Raw genomic sequence first — 18427 nt, 5'->3', positions numbered from 1 at the left:
TGATTTTCGATCGACATGCCAATTTAAAATACCGATATGGGAATCGAAAGTTCTGGTGTCGGGGCTACTTTGTCGACACAGTCGGTCGAAATAGGAAACAGATCGAAGAGTATATTAGGAATCAGCTTCGAGAAGACTATATGAGCGATCAGCTAACATTATTCGAAGAATATGATCCGTTTACGGGACATAAGAACAAGAAGAAATAGACGATTCTTTTAGAATCAGTGAGTGAATGTGGTGCATAAGGGAAACTCACTCAGTGGGCCTTTCAGGCCAAGGCCGGTAAGAGAGGCTTTCAGCCGCAGAGCAAACCACCAGTTCACACTGGTGGTTTTGATTTTAGCAACGAGACTGGGATTTTCACCAGTTACGTTATTGTATTTAAACATACATCTATAGACTTGATACGATTTGAGACGGACCTGTATATAATGAATGATGGGAACATTCGGAGAGCAACCTGCCCCTACCTGCTGTAGTTTTCAGGACAGGTTGTCGCCTTCTCCTCTGGACAGCTAGTGTAAGTGCTGATCAGAATACTTTTCTGGTTTCACTCGCTTTTTTGATAATACTTTTTTCTTTCATCTTTCAACGTTTAGATATTTTCCCATTAATACAACGTCTATTTAAAACAAGCTATACAATTTTTAAAAAATTATATTTTTAGGAAATAATGATTTTTCTTATTCTCCGTCTGTTTGCAGCATCTGCTGCTCTTTAATCAGCAGTTTGCCTTCGTAGTCTTCGATCTTGTAATCCAGACGGTCGATGACTTTTTCCATTTCCTCTTTTTTCTTCAAAAGCTGTTCTCTTTCTTCTATTAGGATCTCTTTGCGTTCTAAAAGGGTATCGTCGCCTTCACGCACAAGGTCCGTATAGCGCTTCAGCACATCCAGCGACAGTCCCGCCGTTCTCATGCAGGCAATAAAGTCGATCCATTTCAAATCTTCTTCACTGAATGTACGGACCCCCGCTTTGTTCCTTGTAATAGGTGGAAGCAGATTAATGCTTTCATAGTAGCGAATGGTTGAGGGACTTAAACTCATTTCTTTGGCGACCGTGGATATATTCATATATCGTTCCTCCTTAACCTTCGCTTTAAGTCTATCCGTTAAGCGCAGCGTCTAGACGTTCTATTTTTTCTGCTGTTCACGGTCTGCGATCGATACACCTGAAAATCGCTTGACCATTTCGTGATCACGGTGATCAAAGAAGAGGGACTGTCCTTCGTTCAGTTCAGAAATTCTGTTCATGTCCTCTTCAGACAAAGTAAAGTCCTGACTGTTAAAGTTCTGTTCGATTCTGTTTTTGTGTACAGATTTTGGTATCGCAACAATGTTATTCTGAGTCAGCCAGCGCAGGATGACCTGAGCCGCTGTCTTATCGTACTTCTTACCGATCTCGACGAGCGTATCATTATTGAAAATATCATCTTTTCCTTCTGCAAAAGGCGCCCATGACTCATGAACAACGCCATACTCTTCCATGACAGCGTGATCTTCTTTACGCTGATAGAATGGGTGGGTTTCAATTTGATTGACTGCCGGTGTCACGTCATTATGCAGGATCAGATCAACTAAGCGGTCTGAATGGAAATTGCTTACCCCGATTGCTTTAAGTTTGCCTTCTTTATTCAGTTCCTCCATCGCTCTCCATGAACCGTATACATCGCCGTATGGCTGATGAATGAGATAGAGATCGATATAATCGACCTGCAGGCGTTCCAGTGCTTCGTCGACCGCAGCCAGGGTACTTTCGTATCCGGTATCTTCGATCCAGAGTTTAGTTGTCAGGAAAATCTCTTCTCTTGGCACGCCACTCTTTTTGATCGCTCTGCCTACCGCTTCTTCATTCGTGTATGAACGCGCCGTGTCGATCAGACGATACCCGGTTTCGAGTGCATCGAGTACTGCCTGTTCACATTCGTTTTCATCCGGGATTTGAAAGACCCCAAAGCCAAGTAAAGGCATTTCCAGTCCATTGTTCAGTTTGATTGTTTCCATTATTCTTTTCCTCCTTAGATATTCTTACCGTTGAGTTTAGTTAGTCGGATAAGGTATAGCACCAACAACTTTGTGCGGTACGTACAGCTCTTCCAGATAGTCCCTTTCTTCTTTTGTTAAAGTTACGTCAAGTGCGGCGACTGCATCATCGATGTATTTGGCTTTTGTTGCACCAATAACAGGAGATACCACCTGCGGCTGATGGAGCAGCCAGGCTAAAGCGACTTGAGGACGGGAAACGCCTTTTTTATCGGCTAATTCGCCTACGCGATCTGCAATGCGCTTGTCCTTCTCTTCTGTTTCGCCATATTTCATTTCCTGAATTTTATCTGTCTTTGAACGCTCCGTTTCCACAGACCAGTCACGCGCCAGGCGTCCAGATGCCAGCGGGCTGTATGGCGTCAAAGCTATTTTCTGATCTTCACAAAGCGGATTCATCTCACGTTCTTCTTCACGGTACAAGAGGTTATAGTGGTTCTGCATCGACACAAATTTCGTCCAGCCATTCTTCTCAGCGACATACTGGGCTTTCTGGAACTGCCAGGCAAACATGGCGGATGCACCGATATAACGTGCTTTCCCAGACTTGACCACATCATGCAGAGCTTCCATCGTTTCTTCGATCGGTGTATCGTAATCCCAGCGGTGGATGATATACAAATCGACATAATCCATCCCAAGACGCTCGAGCGACTGGTCGATCTCATGCATGATATTTTTTCGTGACAATCCCCCGCCGTTCGGTTTGTCCCGCATCGAGCCGTGGACTTTGGTGGCTACCACGATATCTTCGCGCTCAGCGAAATCATTCAGTGCCTTGCCTAAGATCCGTTCACTTTCGCCTTTGGAATAGACATTGGCCGTATCGAAAAAATTGATGCCCGCGTCCAGGGCATGCTTGATGATCTTGCGGCTGTCCTCTTCTTTCAAGACCCAGTCGTGGATCCAGTTTTCCGGATCCCCAAAACTCATTGCCCCCAGACAGATCGGTGTGACGTCCATTCCTGTATTTCCGAATTTTACCGTTCTCATGTATCGCACTCTCCTTTGATTTAATAGCTTAACTGTACCACTTAAAGTCGGGTTTAAGTCAACTGAGACTCTGACCTTTTTTAAGATAAGTACCAGATTTTCTTGTCCCTACCCGTTATCTTAAGAAGTGACGGCTGTTTCTTCTGAAACTCCTGAAGATAATGCCTGATCTTCAGGAGTTTCACTTTATATTCTCCAGACTCCTGAAGTTCGGTCTGAAACGTCAGAAGTGGACGACATTTTCAGTCTCACTCCTGACGTTTCGGACTGCTGACCCTGATTCTATACAAGTGGTCATACGCGCTGAACAGCGTGTATGATCTTTCTGAAAAAGCACTGACAAACCCGACCGTCGAGTCAGATCCATCAGTGCTGCGTTCATACTTATTTACTTCAGATCTTCACCGTTTGACTCGATGACTTGTTTGTACCAGTCAAATGATTTTTTCTTCTTGCGTTCCATTGTTCCGGAGCCGTCATCGTGCTTGTCGACGTAGATGAAGCCGTAACGTTTAGAGTATTCACCGGTCGATGCACTGACCAGGTCGATACATCCCCAAGAGGTATAGCCGATGACATCGACGCCATCTTTGACGGCTTCTTTCATTTCAGCAATGTGTTCACGCAAATAATCGATACGGTAGTCATCCTGAATGGATCCGTCTTCTTCAACTTTATCATAAGCACCCAGACCGTTTTCAACGATCATCAGTGGTTTCTGGTAACGTCCGTATAGTTCATTCAATGAAATACGCAGACCGACCGGATCGATTTCCCAGCCCCAGTCACTGGCTTCAAGGAATGGGTTTTTAACGCCGCCGATCAGGTTGCCCTGACCCATTTCTTCAGGTGATTTTTCTTTCTTGTCTGTACGGGACATATAGTAGCTGAATGAAATAAAGTCGACCGTTCCATTAGCTATAGTTTCCAGATCGCCGTCTTCCATCTCGATTGAAATGTCATTTTCTTCGAAGTAGCGGTCGATAAAGTACGGATACGCACCGCGTACCTGAACATCCCCACAGAAGAAGTTGAACAGATCTGCTTCTTTTCTGGCATGCATCACATTCTCAGGATTTGAATTATATGGATAGACCGGTGCATAAATCAGCATGCAGCCGATTTGTGATTCAGGGATGATCTCATGTCCCTTCTGAACCGCACGGGCACTTGCCACAAACTGATGGTGCAGTCCCTGGAAGCTTTCCTGCAGACGTGTCTCTTCACTTTCAGGAGAGAAACCCAGACCAAACAACGGCATATGAGTTGCGCCATTGATTTCGTTGAATGTCAGCCAGTATTTTACTTTATCCTGATAGCGCGTGAAGATTGCTTCAACGTAACGGTCGAAGAACTCGACCAGTTTTCTGTTTTTCCAGCCGCCGTATTCTTTGATCAAGTGCAGCGGTGTTTCGTAATGCGCGATGGTCACTAAAGGTTCGATATCGTATTTTGCCAGTTCGTCGAAGACACGGTCGTAAAAGGCCAGTCCTTCTTCATTTGGCTCCATTTCGTCCCCTTTTGGAAAGATACGGCTCCAGGCAATACTCAGACGGAAGACTTTGAAGCCCATTTCCGCAAACAAAGCGATGTCTTCTTTATAGCGGTGATAAAAATCAATGCCTTCGTGGTTGGGATATGAATACTTTTCTGTATCCATTTCAAAATCAAAGCCGGAAGAAGCCAGCAGCTTCAGGCGTTCTTTTCCGCCAGGCAGGACATCGGCCAAATTCAGTCCTCTGCCGCCTTCATCAAATCCACCTTCAAATTGATTGGCAGCTGTTGCGCCGCCCCATAAAAAGTCATCTTTAAATCCTTTTTCATTCATTATAAACGTTCCCCTTTTCTCTTTTTTAAGTAATGAAGAGGCAGTAAACTTCTCTGCCTCTTCTATAAAGCTGGTTCTTTAGATTACGACAGTCATCAGATGATCAGCAGATTTAATTGCTTTTTCATCTGTTGTGATGACATCCAGATATTCATCTGAGTTGGTCACGATGACTGGTGTCACTGCGCTGTAACCTGCATCTCTTATAACATCCAGATCACATTCGATAAGAAGCTGACCGGCAGTCACTTTGTCACCCACTTTGACATGTGGCGTGAAGCCTTTACCGTCAAGTTGTACAGTATCCATACCGATATGGATCAGTACTTCGACACCTTCATCACTTTTTATACCGACTGCATGATGTGTCGGGAAGAGTACTGTCACCTCACCAGTAACAGGCGAAACAACTTTTCCGTTGACTGGTTCTACAGCCACACCTTTACCCATTGCACCTGAAGAGAAGGCTTCATCTTCGACTTGACTCAAAGGAATAACATGTCCTTCCATAACACTTGCCAATACTTCTTTTTCAATATATGTTTCGCCATTAGCCTGAATCACAGCACCTTCAGTTACAGGTTTTGATTCAACGCCTTGGGCTGTAGCAACTTTGTTTTCTTCAAATAATGTACCAAAGCCAACGATATAAGTGACGACTGCACCAAAGATCAGACCGGCAACACTGATAACAATGATCCAAGGTACCATACCCAGTCCAGGCTCAGCCGGGTTCAGGAAGTTAGTATAACCGAATATACCCAGACCCCCAATGATGAAACTTCTCGCATTGATCACAGCTAGTGCTGCTCCACCAAGCGCCCCACCAATACAGCTGATGATGAATGGCTTTTTAAGTGGTAATGAAATACCATAGATAGCTGGTTCCGTTACACCAAAGAGTCCAGAAATGATAGCCGGGATGCTCAGAGTTTTAACTTTCTGCTCTTTTGTTTTAAGCATGACACCGATGATGGCACCTGTTTGTGCAAATGATGCGATGAATGATAACGCCAAGATTGGATCAAATCCGTATACAGACAAGTTGTTGATGGCCACTGGCACAAGTCCCCAGTGCAGGCCGAAAATAACGAGTACTTGCCATAACCCACCAATGACCAGACCGGCAACGATAGGGCTGAAGTCATATATTGCTAAAGTGGCTGCACCGATCATGTTTGCTGCAATGTTGGCTATAGGTCCGATAACGATAAATGTCAATGGCACAACGATCAGCAGTGTTGCGAATGGAACGATAAACAGTTTAATAACATCTGGAATTACTTTTTTCATCAGTTTTTCGATTTTAGCAGCGAATATCACTGACAAAATAATCGGGATAACCGTAGAGCCATATCCACCTTGAGGTAAGATGACTGGTATGCCTATAAATTCAAGGACTACCGGTGAAGCGAAAACAGTTCCTTCAAAAAGGGTGTATAAGGTTTCTCCGCCAGATAATCCGGCCATGCTCGGATAGACCAGTGCTCCACCAATCGCCATACCGATAAAGGGTGCCAGATTCAATTTCTTGGCAGCTGTATAACCCAAGAAAATAGGGAAGAAGTAAAACAGTGCATCTCCTGTGGCGTTTAAAATCTGATAGGTACCGGATGTATTAGACAGCCATCCTGCGGCAACAAATAATGCCAGAAACCCTTTGATCATACCGGTTGCAGCAAGTACGCCAAGTACGGGCTGGAAAATGCCTGACACTAAATCGATGAATCGGTCAAACGGATTCCCTTTTTCACCGGAATCCTCAGATGATTCAGCTGCGTTTCCTAAGTTTCCTTCTTTTAATACCTGTTCATAGACATCAGGTACGTGGTTTCCGATAACGACCTGGTATTGTCCGCCGCTCTTCATGACCGTAACAACACCATCCATGTTTTTCAGCGTTTCTGTATTCGCTTTCTCTTCATCCTTTAACTTAAAGCGTAAACGCGTAATGCAGTGTGTGACGCTAATGACGTTTTCTGTACCACCGATATTGTCGATGATTTTTTTGGCTAATTCTTCATATGCCATTTCGTTTTCCTTCTTTCTTTTTGTTTTTATTTTTAAATTTTATTCCCATATAATCAAAAAACCCAAATCAATAGTCAAGGATACACGTCTGCTCCAGGCAGATAAGTGTCTTGACTACCAATTTAGGTTTTGCCTGGTCGAACCAGTAACAATCCATCATTGATAGATTATTTTTCAGTTGTGACGCGCTGGATGTGTATCGCTAAGTACAGCTGTTCATCCATTGTCAGAGAGGTATTTTCTACCTTTTTCAGGTAATCGTTGATCCGCTCTGTGCATTTAAACGCTTTCTTGTATTTCTGCTGTATCTGCTTATAGAGAAAATCATCGTTCGATTCCCGCCGTTCTTGATTGAGGAGGCGCCTTGCAAAATACTGCAGGTGGGTGATGAATCGCGTGTATTGAAACGACTCTTCATCAAACGTCTGGCCATAATAGAAATGAACGATATTGAGAATGTCTTGAACGATCTCAGTCATACGAATCGTTACGCCCAGGTCAGAATCATCTTCTCTCGCATTCACGATATGAAGGGCGATCGCAGCTGCTTCCGATTCCGGCAACTGGATATCCATTTCTTTCTTGACCAGTTCGATCGCTTTTTTTCCGATTTCATATTCCACTTTGTAAAAACGCTTGATTTCCCAGATCAATGGCGTCTTGATTTCAAGCCCTTCTTTGGTACGACTGATCGCATAACTCAAGTGATCAGGTAAGGTTAAATAAATATGATTGCTTAATTTTAATCTGAGGACACTTTGAGCATATTTGATAACGTTTGTCGCTACCTCGAGGATATCTGGATCGATATCGCGGTATAGATCCGATAAATGTTCCATGACATCCCGACCTTCAGGGATAAAGGTCTTTTCGATCTTTTCAGACTCTATAATGTCTCCTACTCTTTTCTGAAACGCGATCCCTCTCCCCATAACGACCGTTTCCTGATTGGACTCGTTCAATGTGAGTATGACATTATTGTTCAATATTTTTTCGATTTTCATTCCAATATACTGACACCCCCTAAATGTCGATTATAGCAAAAAAATAAACCTAAACTCATCCCAAACCTCCTTTGGGTATACATTTCCCAAAGCAGCGTTCTCGGATCAATTCAGGTTTTGCCTGCATCTTTAAAAGACCAGTAACAATCCAACTATTTTCCTCTTATTTGATTGTGATTACACTATAGCATGCGGAAAATAATCTTGCAAGCGTTTTTTTATAAATTTCTGATTTCATGGTTCCGCTTTATCCACTCAGCGTCCTTTTCATTTCATTAACTTAAGGAGTGATCCCGTATTCTATACAGACTCCTGAAGTTTAGCATCAAACTTAAGCAGTTGCTTCACTTTTGCCGGCTGCTTCTTAAGATTCCGGTGAAACTTAAGGAGTTTTCCTCTTATCCGGCTTCAGTCCTTAAGATAAAACGTTATCCATAAAAAAAGCCCCTTCTTAAGTATAGAAGGAGCTCCATAGTGATGATCAGTCGACTTTTTCTGCTTCTTTACGGACACGGACAGGTTCGGATTCATCGTCTCCAGAAAGAAGTCTCTCTGCGACCAGCAGCAGGATCGGCAGGATGATGTCATCTGCATAACCCACCATTGGAATGAAGTCTGGAATGATATCGACAGGACTCAGGATATATAGAATGATCCCTGCGACCATCACTTTCTTTTTCGTTTCGACTTTGGCATCAAAAAGAGACATAGCTAATGATTTAATTTTTTTCATCGGTGTTTTGTTCTGTTTTTTGTGAAGTTTCATCATTCAGCATCCTTTCATGCGTAGTGATACGCGTCAGTTGGCTAGTTATTGGTTACCAGCATCCTAGGCATTTTTTTGTACAGTATTAGTATACCTCAACCATAGATAGAATAAATCAGTCTTAAGGACTATCTTTCATGACCTCACCACTGAAAGCTCAGTCCTTCTTTATCGCTCCTTCGACTGCTTCCCATTAGACTTTCTCATCGTAAAGGGCTAGAATAGTTAGAGCGTGACTTAAGTTATGATTTATTTTGACTCATAAATAACTGTACTGCTGCGAATAAGTTTAAATAATCAAGGATTAAGGAGTGGTCAAGTGAATTGGGCTGTACTGGATATATTGGGTGCCATCGCGTTTGGGATAAGCGGGACGCTGGTTGCTTCAGAAGAAAACTATGACTTGCTGGGAGCCTATATCCTCGGGTTCACCACAGCTTTTGGCGGCGGGACGATAAGGAACCTGCTCTTAGGAGCTTCTGTCGAAGGGATATGGATACAAAGAAACTTATTTATCATCGCTTTTGTTTCAATTACCTTTGCCTTTTTCTTCCCGCATAAATGGAAATCACACTTCACACACACTGCCGTCTTTTTCGATGCCGTAGGACTGGCTGCGTTTGCTATTCAGGGTGCCAATTATGCCGTCTCGATCGATGCGCCATTAGTTGCCGTCGTGACTGCCGCTGTTTTGACCGGTTCCGGCGGAGGAATGGTGCGGGATTTGCTCACCGGACGCAAACCCATGATCTTCTATTCAGAAATCTATGCTTTGTGGGCCGCCTTTGCTGGTCTGTTTATTGGACTTGGCTGGATCAGCGGGCCCTACGTCGTAACGGTCCTCTTCGTTGCTCTCATCGCGCTTCGAGTTGCCTCTGTCTACTATAAATGGACGCTTCCTCATTATTTCTCTGCACAGAAGCGGATCGGCTTCGATCCCGAAGAATAACGTTTTAACAAACTGACTACGCAAGCACTTTTGTTTCGGACCAGAATTGGTTCAGGCAAAAGTGCTTTTCTTATGCTTAAGAAACTATTTTCCTAGTGGAGAGATAAGAGGCATGCTGGGGGCTTAGAATCGGGGTATTAGGGATGGGGGACTGGAGCTGGGATCTTGGAATCGTGGGCTTGGAACTTCAGCTGATACACAAAGAATAACCAGCTCTACTTACCGAAGATGAGCGTCTTCGACATGTTTGTTCAGTCCTGCATCTCCTAGTTGCCGAACCGGGGCCAACTTCGGTCGGTCAATAGCGTCAAGAAACGTCTAATGACCGAACAGGCTCACCTTCGGCCTGTTCGTTCGCTATAAGCAGACAAACTTACTCAATCTAAGATACCTATTCCCAGTAAGCACTACCTTATTCAAAAAAAGCACAAAGTCCAGTTAAAGACTTTGTGCTCCATCAGAATTATAATACTTTTGCCAGGAAATCCTGGGTACGTTCATGCGTCGGCTGCGTGAAAATGTGTTCAGGCGTTCCCTGCTCCACGATATAGCCGTCATCCATGAACAGGACGCGGTCTGCCACTTCCCTTGCAAAGCCCATTTCATGCGTGACGACGACCATCGTCATGCCCGACTGCGCTAGATCCTTCATGACTTTCAAGACCTCGCCGACCATCTCCGGATCCAAAGCCGAGGTCGGTTCGTCAAACAGCATCACATCCGGATCCATCGCCAAAGCACGGGCGATTGCGACACGCTGCTGCTGACCGCCGGAAAGACTCGCTGGATAGGCTGCGACTTTATCGCCCAGTCCCACCTGGTTCAACAGATCCACTGCTTTCCTTTCAGCAGAAGCTTGCGAGACCCCTTTTGACTTGACGGGGGCGATCGTCAGGTTCTCCTGTGCCGTTTTATGCGGAAACAGGTTGAACTGCTGGAAAACCATGCCCATCTTCTGACGCAGCTCGTTCAAGTCCTTTTCCTTCAGTCCAGTCAAGGCCGTTCCTTCAAACACGACTTCCCCATCAGTCGGTTCTTCAAGCAGATTCAGGCAGCGCAGAAACGTTGATTTCCCCGAACCCGATGGCCCGATGACCACGACGACTTCCCCCTGATTGAATTCCTCATTGATATCTTTCAGGACAACATTCTTTCCAAATGATTTCTTTAGGTGATTCACTTTAATCATGGTTCATTCTCCCCTCATAGAAGTTCAGTAGTTTAGTCAGGCTAAAGGTCAAGACAAAGTAGACCATCATCGTTATAAAGAGAGGCAGGATCCCCTGGAAGGAGATCGAACGGACGACACGAGTCTGGAAGATCAGTTCTCCGACACCAATGACCGACACGATTGAAGACTCTTTAATGATCGTAATGAATTCATTCCCAAGAGCGGGCCAGATGTTCTTTAAAGCCTGAGGGAAGATAATATGACGCAGCGCATCGTTTTTACCCATGCCAAGACTTCTAGCCGCTTCTTCCTGTCCCTTGTCTACCGAATTCAAACCACTTCGGATGATCTCAGCGATATAGGCCCCCGAGTTCAGTGACACGGCGATGATCCCCGCGGTCAAGGCCGGCAGATTGAAAAACATGCCTGAAGCAAAATAGATGAACATGACCTGTATCAGCATCGGCGTCCCGCGGACAAATTCGATATAAGCGGTAGCGAAAAATCTGAACAGAGCTGTTTTGGACAGACGCATCAAAGCCAGGATCGCTCCAAGTATAAGTCCGAAGAAGACAGAAACTGCCGAAATAAGCAGGGTGATTTTCGTCCCGTCCCAGAAGTACTGCCAGTAATCTGAAGCAAAGCCTGTTTCGACTTCTTCGCCGTCTTCATCCGTTTCGGATTGGACCATGTATTCCCCGGCCACGACCAAGTAGTCGTCTGTCAGGTTCTGTTCTGCGATTTCAGCCAGGCTTTCATTGACTGCAGTGACCAGTGAATCCTCGCCTTGTCTGAAAGCGACAGCTGACCCTGCATCGTCGTCTTCCATTTCAAACTCGCCGACAAAGGTAAATAAATCCTCATCATTACCGGCATGTGCTTCCGCATTAGGCCCCTGCATGACCATGGCCTCGATACGATTTGTTTTCAAAGCCAGCAGCAAATCGCTCAGGCTAGTCAAGCTCATGAGTTCAGCATCTTCTATCTGTTCCGCCAAGCCTTCCTGAAGCGAGCCGGACTGAACACCGATAGGCAAGCCTTTGAGCGATTCGATGGAGGTATAAACATCCTTATCTTCAGCTCTGATCATTATATTCTGGAAGGTCTTGAAATAGATCTCTGAAAAGTCGACACTCTTACGGCGCTCTGCTGTCGGTGTCATCCCCGCAATGACGATATCGACATTTCGTGCTTCCAGAGCAGGCAAAAGACTGTCAAAGCCGATATCCTGTATTTCCAAATCAACGCCTAAATCGTCTGCGATCTTCTGGGCGATCATCATGTCCATCCCCACGACTTGACGCTCCCCGTCTACCTCAGCATAAAATTCAAACGGCGGAAAGTCCGCGCTGGTCCCCACGACCAGTACGCCTTCGTCCTGAACACGTTTCAGAGCGGCGCCATCTTCTGCTGCAACTTCTTCTGACGGTATAAACAGTCCTGTCAGAACAAGTAATAAAGTAAGTACGACATAAACACTTTTTTTCATTCTTATTCTCCCCTTTGTTGTCCTTCGTTGAGCAACTTAGAAAGAATCATACCATCGTCGATATAAATATGCAATATATAAGTTAAAAAAGAATAATTAATAACGTTTTCATACTTTATATGTATTTTTAATGTATAAAATTAAATAAACATGCAAAAAAAAGAATGAGTCTGAGCTCATTCCTTTTCCGTTTTTTATTATTTGATTTGTTTCCCTGCTCTGAATTCTTCATCATATTCGATTTCTCCGTCTCTAGAGTAACGGATCCAGCGTCCATGTTTCTGACCGCCTTTAAACTGACCGACCTGCCACAGTTCCCCGGTCTTGCGGTAAAAGACCCATTCCCCCTCCATCTGCTCATCATTATAGGTTCCTTTGGATTTAACTGTACCATCGATGAAGTAATACGTCAGGGTGTCTCCGTTCAGTTCATAAACTTTCTGTCCGTTGGCATACGTTTGTTTATCCGGCATATTAGTCGAAGGGTTCCCTTCTTCTCTCCTTTTCACTTACTTGTATTTTCCCGAAAGGAAGTGAGACTGTCATATTCCACTTCAAACAGACGGCTAAGTCTTGCTTAAATGAACAATAGGTCCTGATACGCAGCTAAACTGTCAGGATACGGTTCAGTGATTGTCCTGGTATCGACCATCTTTCCACTTCAGATAAGTCCTTGATCTCTCCTAAACATACCAGCCAAGAACAGCAGCTCCAGACAGGCGTTTTCAACTGTTTCCGAAAAATGCACCTCCTGGTCAAAGACATCAGCCAGTGTCTGATTTGACGAAGCCGCCGGTGGCATATATTTTGGTGGGCCGGCCGATGACTTCTTCAAGAGCTCTAAAGACTGTATATAAATTCATATTGATGCCTTCAAGAACGTCACGCAGCATCTGTTCTCTCTTATGATACATGGCCAGTCCGTAGAAAGACTCTCCTGCGTTGGCATTCCGTGACGGCGCACATCCGCCCGATAACTACGGATGAAAGATCAAGCCTCCTGATCCGGGCTGAGTTCCAGTCATCTTCTCGGTCGTGAGGGCACAGGCATTACCGCCCAGTGTTTTTGTTTCTAAATTTTTCATCGAACGATTTCATACATTTAGTATATCACTCCGACTATCCCCAGACCATTTTATTGCGGCAAAAAAACCTGCAGGATGACTTTGCTAAGTCGCTGCAGGTTTCAGCTTTTATTTAGTTGTTTTCAGTAATTTCTGCTTCGATGCCGAAATGATCGCTGACGACTGGACCGTTCTGACCATCAAAGACCACACGGTAGCGGTCGATCCTTTTTCTGTTATCTGTAAAGATGTAATCGATCCGCTTTTCGTCCGGATGATCATTCCAGCCGTCGATGGCGCTGATCACTGTCGCGTCTCCGATTTTTTCCATCGCTTCAGTATAACTGTCCGATATGAAAGGGGCCGTCACGTTGACCAACTCATAACCTTCTTCTCGTATCGATGCTTCATTATTAAAGTCACCCATGACTAAGAGTGAGGTTTCTTTATCGTCTTCAAGCAGGCTCAGCGTTTTAGTCCATTCGTTCTTAAACAATTCACGGCCTTCCCCGTCTTTCCACCAGGAATAGTGGCAGGAAAGGAACGTCCATGTGTTAGGCGCTGCTTCGACCGAAGCCTTCAGGACACGGCGGGTATAGTGATGCGCGTAATCCTGGCAATCTGATACAAGAAAGCTTTCTGCTTCAAAAGGCAGCTGCGAGAGGATCGCGACACCTTCATCGTATATGTCATACCCGATATGATTGGCCGTCCAGCTCCAGTAATAATCCAGACCTCTCGCCCTCAATCCTTCAACGATCAGCAGGGCAAAGTTGTCGGCTTTGACAGGCACACTCGGGTCATCGCCTCCCGCTTTGATGAAGCCGGGATCCGCTGTCACTTCTGCATCCAGTGACTGGTTGATTTCCTGAAGCGCGACGAAACGATAGGCTTGCGCCTGAATTCTGTCGACGATTTTATTGATTTTATCATAAGGATCCTCTTCCATCCATGCATGGGTATTCAGAGTCAGGACCTTCATTTCACACTCTCCTTGACTAAATTAGTTCACGCGACCGATACGGTCTGTGGCTTTCACATCATTGTCAGCAGTCAGTTCGAACGACTGATTTTCTTTAAGGTTCGTGAAGACGACCATAATAGAGGTGTCTTTATCTGCCTCTTCTACTTTACTGCGGTACATGGTCGCCAGGGACTGGCCGGCTTCAACAGTCTGGTCTGCTTCGACCTTCACATCAAAGGCAGCCCCTTCAAGTTCCACCGTGTCGATCCCCATGTGGACCAGCACTTCAAGGCCTTCAGCTGTTTCCAGTCCGATGGCATGTTTTGTCGGGAAGATGCTGCTCACTGTGCCTGAAACCGGTGAAACGACATCGTTGTCGGAAGGAACGACTGCAAAGCCGTCACCCATCATTTTCTGAGAAAAGACCTGATCATTGACCTCTGTAATAGGAAGGACGCGACCGTTAGCTACAGAATAAATGGTTTGTGTGCTGGTTTCAACACTAGGCTTGGCTTCTTTTTTATCCGTATGAGCCGGTTTTTCTGAAGACGCGTCTAAACCGATCGACGATGCCGGTATCACTGCACTAGACTCCAGAACATCCAGGATATCAGATTTCAGCACATCGGCTTTGGGTCCGTAAATGGCCTGAACGCCGGTATCTTTATGGACCAGCCCCATTGCGCCGGCTTTCTTCCAGCTGGCTTCAGGACCGACTTTAGCGGTATCTTTGACTGTGACACGCAGGCGAGTCATGCAGGCATCGACGTCAGAGATGTTTTCTTTCCCGCCGAGCAGGTGAATGACATCATAGACCTGCTGAGACGCATCTACTTTTTCTCCCGAAGCTTCGCCTTGCCCGTTGTTTTCATAATTCCCTTTACGGCCGGGCGTCGCATACTTGAACTTCCTGATCAAAAAGTCTGCGATGAAGTACATGACCACAGCGAACAGCAGGGTGACCCAGATAAAGTTGATCAGGTCCCAGCCCAGTCCGGCCCGCAGAGCCAGAGGGGTTCGGGTCAGCAGTTCGATGTTACCAAAGGCGTGGATACGCAGCGGTACGATATCTGCCATGGCAAATGCCAGCCCCTGAACCAGGGCATAGACACCATAAAGCGGCATGGCGGCAAACATGAACATGAATTCCAGCGGTTCTGTGACACCCGTCAGGAAGACAGCCAGTGCAGCTGAAAGGTACATGGATTTATACGCCTTGCGCTTGTCAGCATCCACGTTCTTATACATGGCGTAAGCAAGCCCCATCAACGTTCCTGAAGAACCGATCATCTGGCCGACTTTGAATCGTGCGGGAACGAAGTTTTCTACAGCATACTGATACGTGCTCGTGTCGCCGGCCTGATCCAGGTTGACTAAGTCTCTTGCCCAGGCGAGCCACAGGGGATCTTGTCCGAAGACCAAAGCGCCTTCCTGTGCGCCGCTTAAGATCTCATACGTTCCGCCAAGCGGTGTGTAGTTGATCGGGATCGTCAGCATGTGGTGAAGGCCGAACGGCAGGAGCAGGCGTTCCAGCGTCCCGAATAAGAACGGTGCGAGAACGGGTGCCGTATCCTGTGATTCAGCGATCCAGACACCAAAGCTGTTGATGCCGCCCTGAATGACTGGCCAGACAAAAGCTAATACGATCGAAGCGATCAGCGACCAAAGGATAACGACGAAAGGCACGAAGCGTTTGCCGTTAAAGAAAGACAAGGCATCCGGCAGTTTTCTGAAGTTGTAGTACTTATTGAACGCCATAGCTCCCATAAAACCGGCAATGATCCCGACGAAGACACCCATGTTCAGAGCCGGGGCTTCCAGCACACTGACAAAGTAGCCGTCTACAGGGATCTCTGTGCCGAACAGGGTCTGTGTAACTGCTGATTCATCGGCCAGCATGTCCCCGGTGACACCGAAGATTGCTCCCGTGATGCGGTTGATCAGGATAAAACTGATCCCGGCCGCAAAGGCCCCGCCGGCACGGTCTTTCGCCCAGCTTCCTCCGATCGCCAAAGCGAAGAGGATGTGCAGGTTCCCGATAATGGCCCAGCCGATATTTTCAATGACACTTCCTACAGCGACAAGTGCCTGCAGATCCGGATCGATCAGCGGGATCGACCCACCGATACTGATCATCAGTCCCGCTGCCGGCATAACGGCGATAACACCCATCAGGGCCTTGCCGAATTTCTGCCAGAATTCAAAATTCATAATCTTTTTCATGATGCTTCTCCTCTATTCTATAATTATTTGTTGTCCAGAGTATAGTAGTTTGGATCGTGCCAGACTTTCTGTTTGGCTACTTTATATACCCGTGCTTCATAAGGACGTAATACCATGCGCGTATTTAATTCATCTCTCACTTTATAATTACTCAGTTTCATCTCACCAAGTTCCAGTTCTTCCGTCAGGTCAAGCGATGTTGACTGATTGAAAAGGTTCACGATGACAGCATATTCCACGCCGTCAAACGATCTCAGATAGGCATAGACATGATCATGTTCTTTGGCGATCAGTTCATAGTGCCCGTAGATCAGCGTGGGTGTGGTTCGACGCATCTGGATCATCTTTTTATAGTAGTAGTAAATGGAATCCGGATCGTTCAGCGCCTGTTCGACATTGATATCGGGATAATTTGGATTTATACCAAACCACGGCGTGCCTGTCGTGAAACCGGCTTCTGGTTCATTGGACCACTGCATCGGTGTCCGCGAATTATCGCGCCCGTTTTTCCAGATGTAGGCCATGATCTCGTCATGCGTTTGTCCATTCTCCGTTTCTATCGCATACATGTTTTTCATGCCGACATCATCATAGTCCTCGATCGAATCGAACTGGACATTCGTCATGCCGATCTCCTGTCCCTGATAAATAAAGGGCGTGCCCTGCATGAAGAAGTAGAAGGTGGCCAGCGCTTTGGCCGACGTCTTTCTCAGGTCGCCGTCATTGCCCCAGGTTGATACAGAACGGGCCAGATCGTGGTTTTCGATAAACAAGGCATTCCAACCGCGACCGTCCAGACCGCGCTGCCAGCGGGTCATCACTTCTTTCAGTTCATGGATATCCAGACCGTCACCATTCGATCCCCAGAGCCCCAGATGTTCGAACTGGAAGATCATGTTGAAGTATCCGCTTTCTTCACCTACCCATCGGTCTGCATCCTTTATCGTTACACCATTCGCTTCACCGACCGTCATGACATCATAGTTTTTCAGCGTCCGTTCAGCAAATTCTGATAAAAACAGATCGATCCCGGACTGATTCATGTGTCCATCAAAAGATGGCACGTATTTTTTATTCAAAGGATTCGGCATATTCGGAAAGCCGTTTTTCTTCTTGATGTGCGATATTGCATCGATACGGAAGCCGTCGATCCCTTTGTCCAACCACCAGTTCACCATTTCATACAATTTCTCGCGGACTTCCGCATTTTCCCAGTTCAGATCCGGCTGTTTTTTTGAAAAGACGTGCATATAGTACTCTTTGGACTGCTCGTCATATTCCCAGACCGAACCGCCGAAGATCGATTCCCAGTTGTTGATATCGGAGCCATCGGGTGTCCCCGGATGCCAGATATAATAGTCCCGGTATGGGCTGTCTTTTGATGACCGGGCTTCGACGAACCAGTCGTGTTCATCCGACGTGTGATTGATGACGAGATCCATAATGATACGCATGCCGCGCTTATGGGTCTCTTCCAGCAGCTCGTCAAAGTCTCTCATGGTACCGAATTCATCCATGATCGCATGGTAGTCACTGATGTCGTATCCGTTATCATCATTGGGCGACTGATAGATCGGGCTGACCCAGATCACATCGATGCCCAGGTCCTTTATGTAATCAAGCTTTTCTATGATCCCGCGAAGGTCACCGACCCCATCGCCATTGGAATCAAAAAAACTGCGTGGATATATCTGGTACGCCACGGCTTTTTTCCACCATTGTTTCTTCATTCCTCTTTTTCACTCTCCTATGAAAACGTTAATATTTTTCTGTTTGGTTAAGCTTGTCTAGACATCTGGTAATGTTTTTTCAACATCACTAATCATATAGGCTGAATCGGTTTCATTCAACACTAATTCCATTGTTATCGGTATCAGGTTCTTAAAGTGATAGAATAAGA

General features: G+C 45.8%; 16 protein-coding genes. 2 read left to right on the top strand and 14 right to left on the bottom strand.

Translation table 11 applies throughout. The features are described 5' to 3' along the window. Nucleotides 1-209, top strand: a 209-nt coding sequence (locus BMX84_RS07030; protein WP_177165499.1) for a transposase, incomplete at its 5' end; no start/stop codon positions are given. 477 nt (nt 210-686) lie between these two features. Here BMX84_RS07030 and BMX84_RS07025 read toward each other — a convergent pair. The 7 genes from BMX84_RS07025 to BMX84_RS06995 form a co-directional block, all read right to left on the bottom strand. Next, nucleotides 687-1076, bottom strand: coding sequence for a MerR family transcriptional regulator (locus BMX84_RS07025; protein ID WP_091488409.1), 390 nt, complete (start codon nt 1074-1076; stop codon nt 687-689). Nucleotides 1077-1136: 60 nt separating this feature from the next. Continuing rightward, the gene (locus tag BMX84_RS07020; RefSeq protein ID WP_091488408.1) at nt 1137-2006 is read right to left on the bottom strand and encodes an aldo/keto reductase; all 870 of its coding nucleotides are present in this window, start codon (nt 2004-2006) and stop codon (nt 1137-1139) included. 36 nt (nt 2007-2042) lie between these two features. Then, entirely contained in the window at nt 2043-3038 is a 996-nt protein-coding gene (locus tag BMX84_RS07015; protein WP_091488406.1) for an aldo/keto reductase, read from the bottom strand. A 388-nt stretch (nt 3039-3426) separates the two neighbouring features. Continuing rightward, nucleotides 3427-4866 carry a glycoside hydrolase family 1 protein gene (locus BMX84_RS07010; protein WP_091488405.1) on the bottom strand — a complete coding sequence of 480 codons (1440 nt, stop codon included), beginning with the start codon at nt 4864-4866 and terminating at the stop codon, nt 3427-3429. 78 nt (nt 4867-4944) lie between these two features. Beyond that, nucleotides 4945-6897 carry a beta-glucoside-specific PTS transporter subunit IIABC gene (locus BMX84_RS07005; RefSeq protein WP_091488403.1) on the bottom strand — a complete coding sequence of 651 codons (1953 nt, stop codon included), beginning with the start codon at nt 6895-6897 and terminating at the stop codon, nt 4945-4947. Nucleotides 6898-7064: 167 nt separating this feature from the next. Next, nucleotides 7065-7901 (bottom strand): BglG family transcription antiterminator LicT, encoded by an 837-nt coding sequence (gene licT / locus BMX84_RS07000; protein ID WP_091488401.1) that lies wholly within the window; start codon nt 7899-7901, stop codon nt 7065-7067. Between the two features lie 481 nt (nt 7902-8382). Beyond that, nucleotides 8383-8667 carry a YkvA family protein gene (locus BMX84_RS06995; protein ID WP_177165498.1) on the bottom strand — a complete coding sequence of 95 codons (285 nt, stop codon included), beginning with the start codon at nt 8665-8667 and terminating at the stop codon, nt 8383-8385. A 319-nt stretch (nt 8668-8986) separates the two neighbouring features. Between BMX84_RS06995 and BMX84_RS06990 the strand changes: the two genes are divergently transcribed. Beyond that, a complete protein-coding gene (locus tag BMX84_RS06990) occupies nt 8987-9616 on the top strand; it encodes a trimeric intracellular cation channel family protein (protein WP_091488398.1) in 630 nt (209 codons plus the stop codon). Between the two features lie 463 nt (nt 9617-10079). Here the strand turns inward: BMX84_RS06990 and BMX84_RS06985 are convergent, their stop codons facing one another. From BMX84_RS06985 to BMX84_RS06960, 7 genes are all read right to left on the bottom strand, one after another. After that, the gene (locus tag BMX84_RS06985) at nt 10080-10805 is read right to left on the bottom strand and encodes an amino acid ABC transporter ATP-binding protein (protein ID WP_091488396.1); all 726 of its coding nucleotides are present in this window, start codon (nt 10803-10805) and stop codon (nt 10080-10082) included. Then, nucleotides 10798-12276, bottom strand: coding sequence for an ABC transporter substrate-binding protein/permease (locus BMX84_RS06980; RefSeq protein WP_177165497.1), 1479 nt, complete (start codon nt 12274-12276; stop codon nt 10798-10800). Before BMX84_RS06980 ends, BMX84_RS06985 begins: the two co-directional genes overlap by 8 nt. Nucleotides 12277-12473: 197 nt before the next feature. Beyond that, the gene (locus BMX84_RS06975) at nt 12474-12785 is read right to left on the bottom strand and encodes a toxin-antitoxin system YwqK family antitoxin (RefSeq protein WP_143058693.1); all 312 of its coding nucleotides are present in this window, start codon (nt 12783-12785) and stop codon (nt 12474-12476) included. 255 nt (nt 12786-13040) lie between these two features. Next, nucleotides 13041-13169, bottom strand: a complete 129-nt coding sequence (locus BMX84_RS12505; protein ID WP_143058692.1) for a hypothetical protein — start codon at nt 13167-13169, stop codon at nt 13041-13043. 304 nt (nt 13170-13473) lie between these two features. Further along, entirely contained in the window at nt 13474-14322 is an 849-nt protein-coding gene (locus BMX84_RS06970) for an endonuclease/exonuclease/phosphatase family protein (protein WP_091488386.1), read from the bottom strand. Between the two features lie 21 nt (nt 14323-14343). Then, nucleotides 14344-16527, bottom strand: coding sequence for a PTS transporter subunit IIBC (locus BMX84_RS06965; RefSeq protein ID WP_091488384.1), 2184 nt, complete (start codon nt 16525-16527; stop codon nt 14344-14346). Between the two features lie 23 nt (nt 16528-16550). Continuing rightward, nucleotides 16551-18257, bottom strand: a complete 1707-nt coding sequence (locus BMX84_RS06960) for a glycoside hydrolase family 13 protein (RefSeq protein ID WP_091488382.1) — start codon at nt 18255-18257, stop codon at nt 16551-16553. Nucleotides 18258-18427: the final 170 nt, after the last annotated feature.

Origin of the sequence: Alkalibacterium putridalgicola (assembly GCF_900109825.1) — a bacterium.
Lineage (GTDB): Bacteria > Bacillota > Bacilli > Lactobacillales > Carnobacteriaceae_A > Alkalibacterium > Alkalibacterium putridalgicola.
This window is presented reverse-complemented; position numbering and strand designations above follow the sequence as displayed.

What these genes read in the sequence shown, in the direction of transcription:
- BMX84_RS06965 (WP_091488384.1), bottom strand. Translation starts at nt 16,527, where the DNA reads ATGAAAAAGATTATGAATTTTGAATTCTGGCAGAAATTCGGCAAGGCC.
- BMX84_RS07025 (WP_091488409.1), bottom strand. Translation starts at nt 1,076, where the DNA reads ATGAATATATCCACGGTCGCCAAAGAAATGAGTTTAAGTCCCTCAACC.
- BMX84_RS07020 (WP_091488408.1), bottom strand. Translation starts at nt 2,006, where the DNA reads ATGGAAACAATCAAACTGAACAATGGACTGGAAATGCCTTTACTTGGC.
- BMX84_RS07015 (WP_091488406.1), bottom strand. Translation starts at nt 3,038, where the DNA reads ATGAGAACGGTAAAATTCGGAAATACAGGAATGGACGTCACACCGATC.
- BMX84_RS07010 (WP_091488405.1), bottom strand. Translation starts at nt 4,866, where the DNA reads ATGAATGAAAAAGGATTTAAAGATGACTTTTTATGGGGCGGCGCAACA.
- BMX84_RS06960 (WP_091488382.1), bottom strand. Translation starts at nt 18,257, where the DNA reads ATGAAGAAACAATGGTGGAAAAAAGCCGTGGCGTACCAGATATATCCA.
- BMX84_RS07005 (WP_091488403.1), bottom strand. Translation starts at nt 6,897, where the DNA reads ATGGCATATGAAGAATTAGCCAAAAAAATCATCGACAATATCGGTGGT.
- BMX84_RS06985 (WP_091488396.1), bottom strand. Translation starts at nt 10,805, where the DNA reads ATGATTAAAGTGAATCACCTAAAGAAATCATTTGGAAAGAATGTTGTC.
- licT (WP_091488401.1), bottom strand. Translation starts at nt 7,901, where the DNA reads ATGAAAATCGAAAAAATATTGAACAATAATGTCATACTCACATTGAAC.
- BMX84_RS12505 (WP_143058692.1), bottom strand. Translation starts at nt 13,169, where the DNA reads ATGCTGCGTGACGTTCTTGAAGGCATCAATATGAATTTATATACAGTC.
- BMX84_RS06970 (WP_091488386.1), bottom strand. Translation starts at nt 14,322, where the DNA reads ATGAAGGTCCTGACTCTGAATACCCATGCATGGATGGAAGAGGATCCT.
- BMX84_RS06995 (WP_177165498.1), bottom strand. Translation starts at nt 8,667, where the DNA reads ATGAAACTTCACAAAAAACAGAACAAAACACCGATGAAAAAAATTAAA.
- BMX84_RS06980 (WP_177165497.1), bottom strand. Translation starts at nt 12,276, where the DNA reads ATGAAAAAAAGTGTTTATGTCGTACTTACTTTATTACTTGTTCTGACA.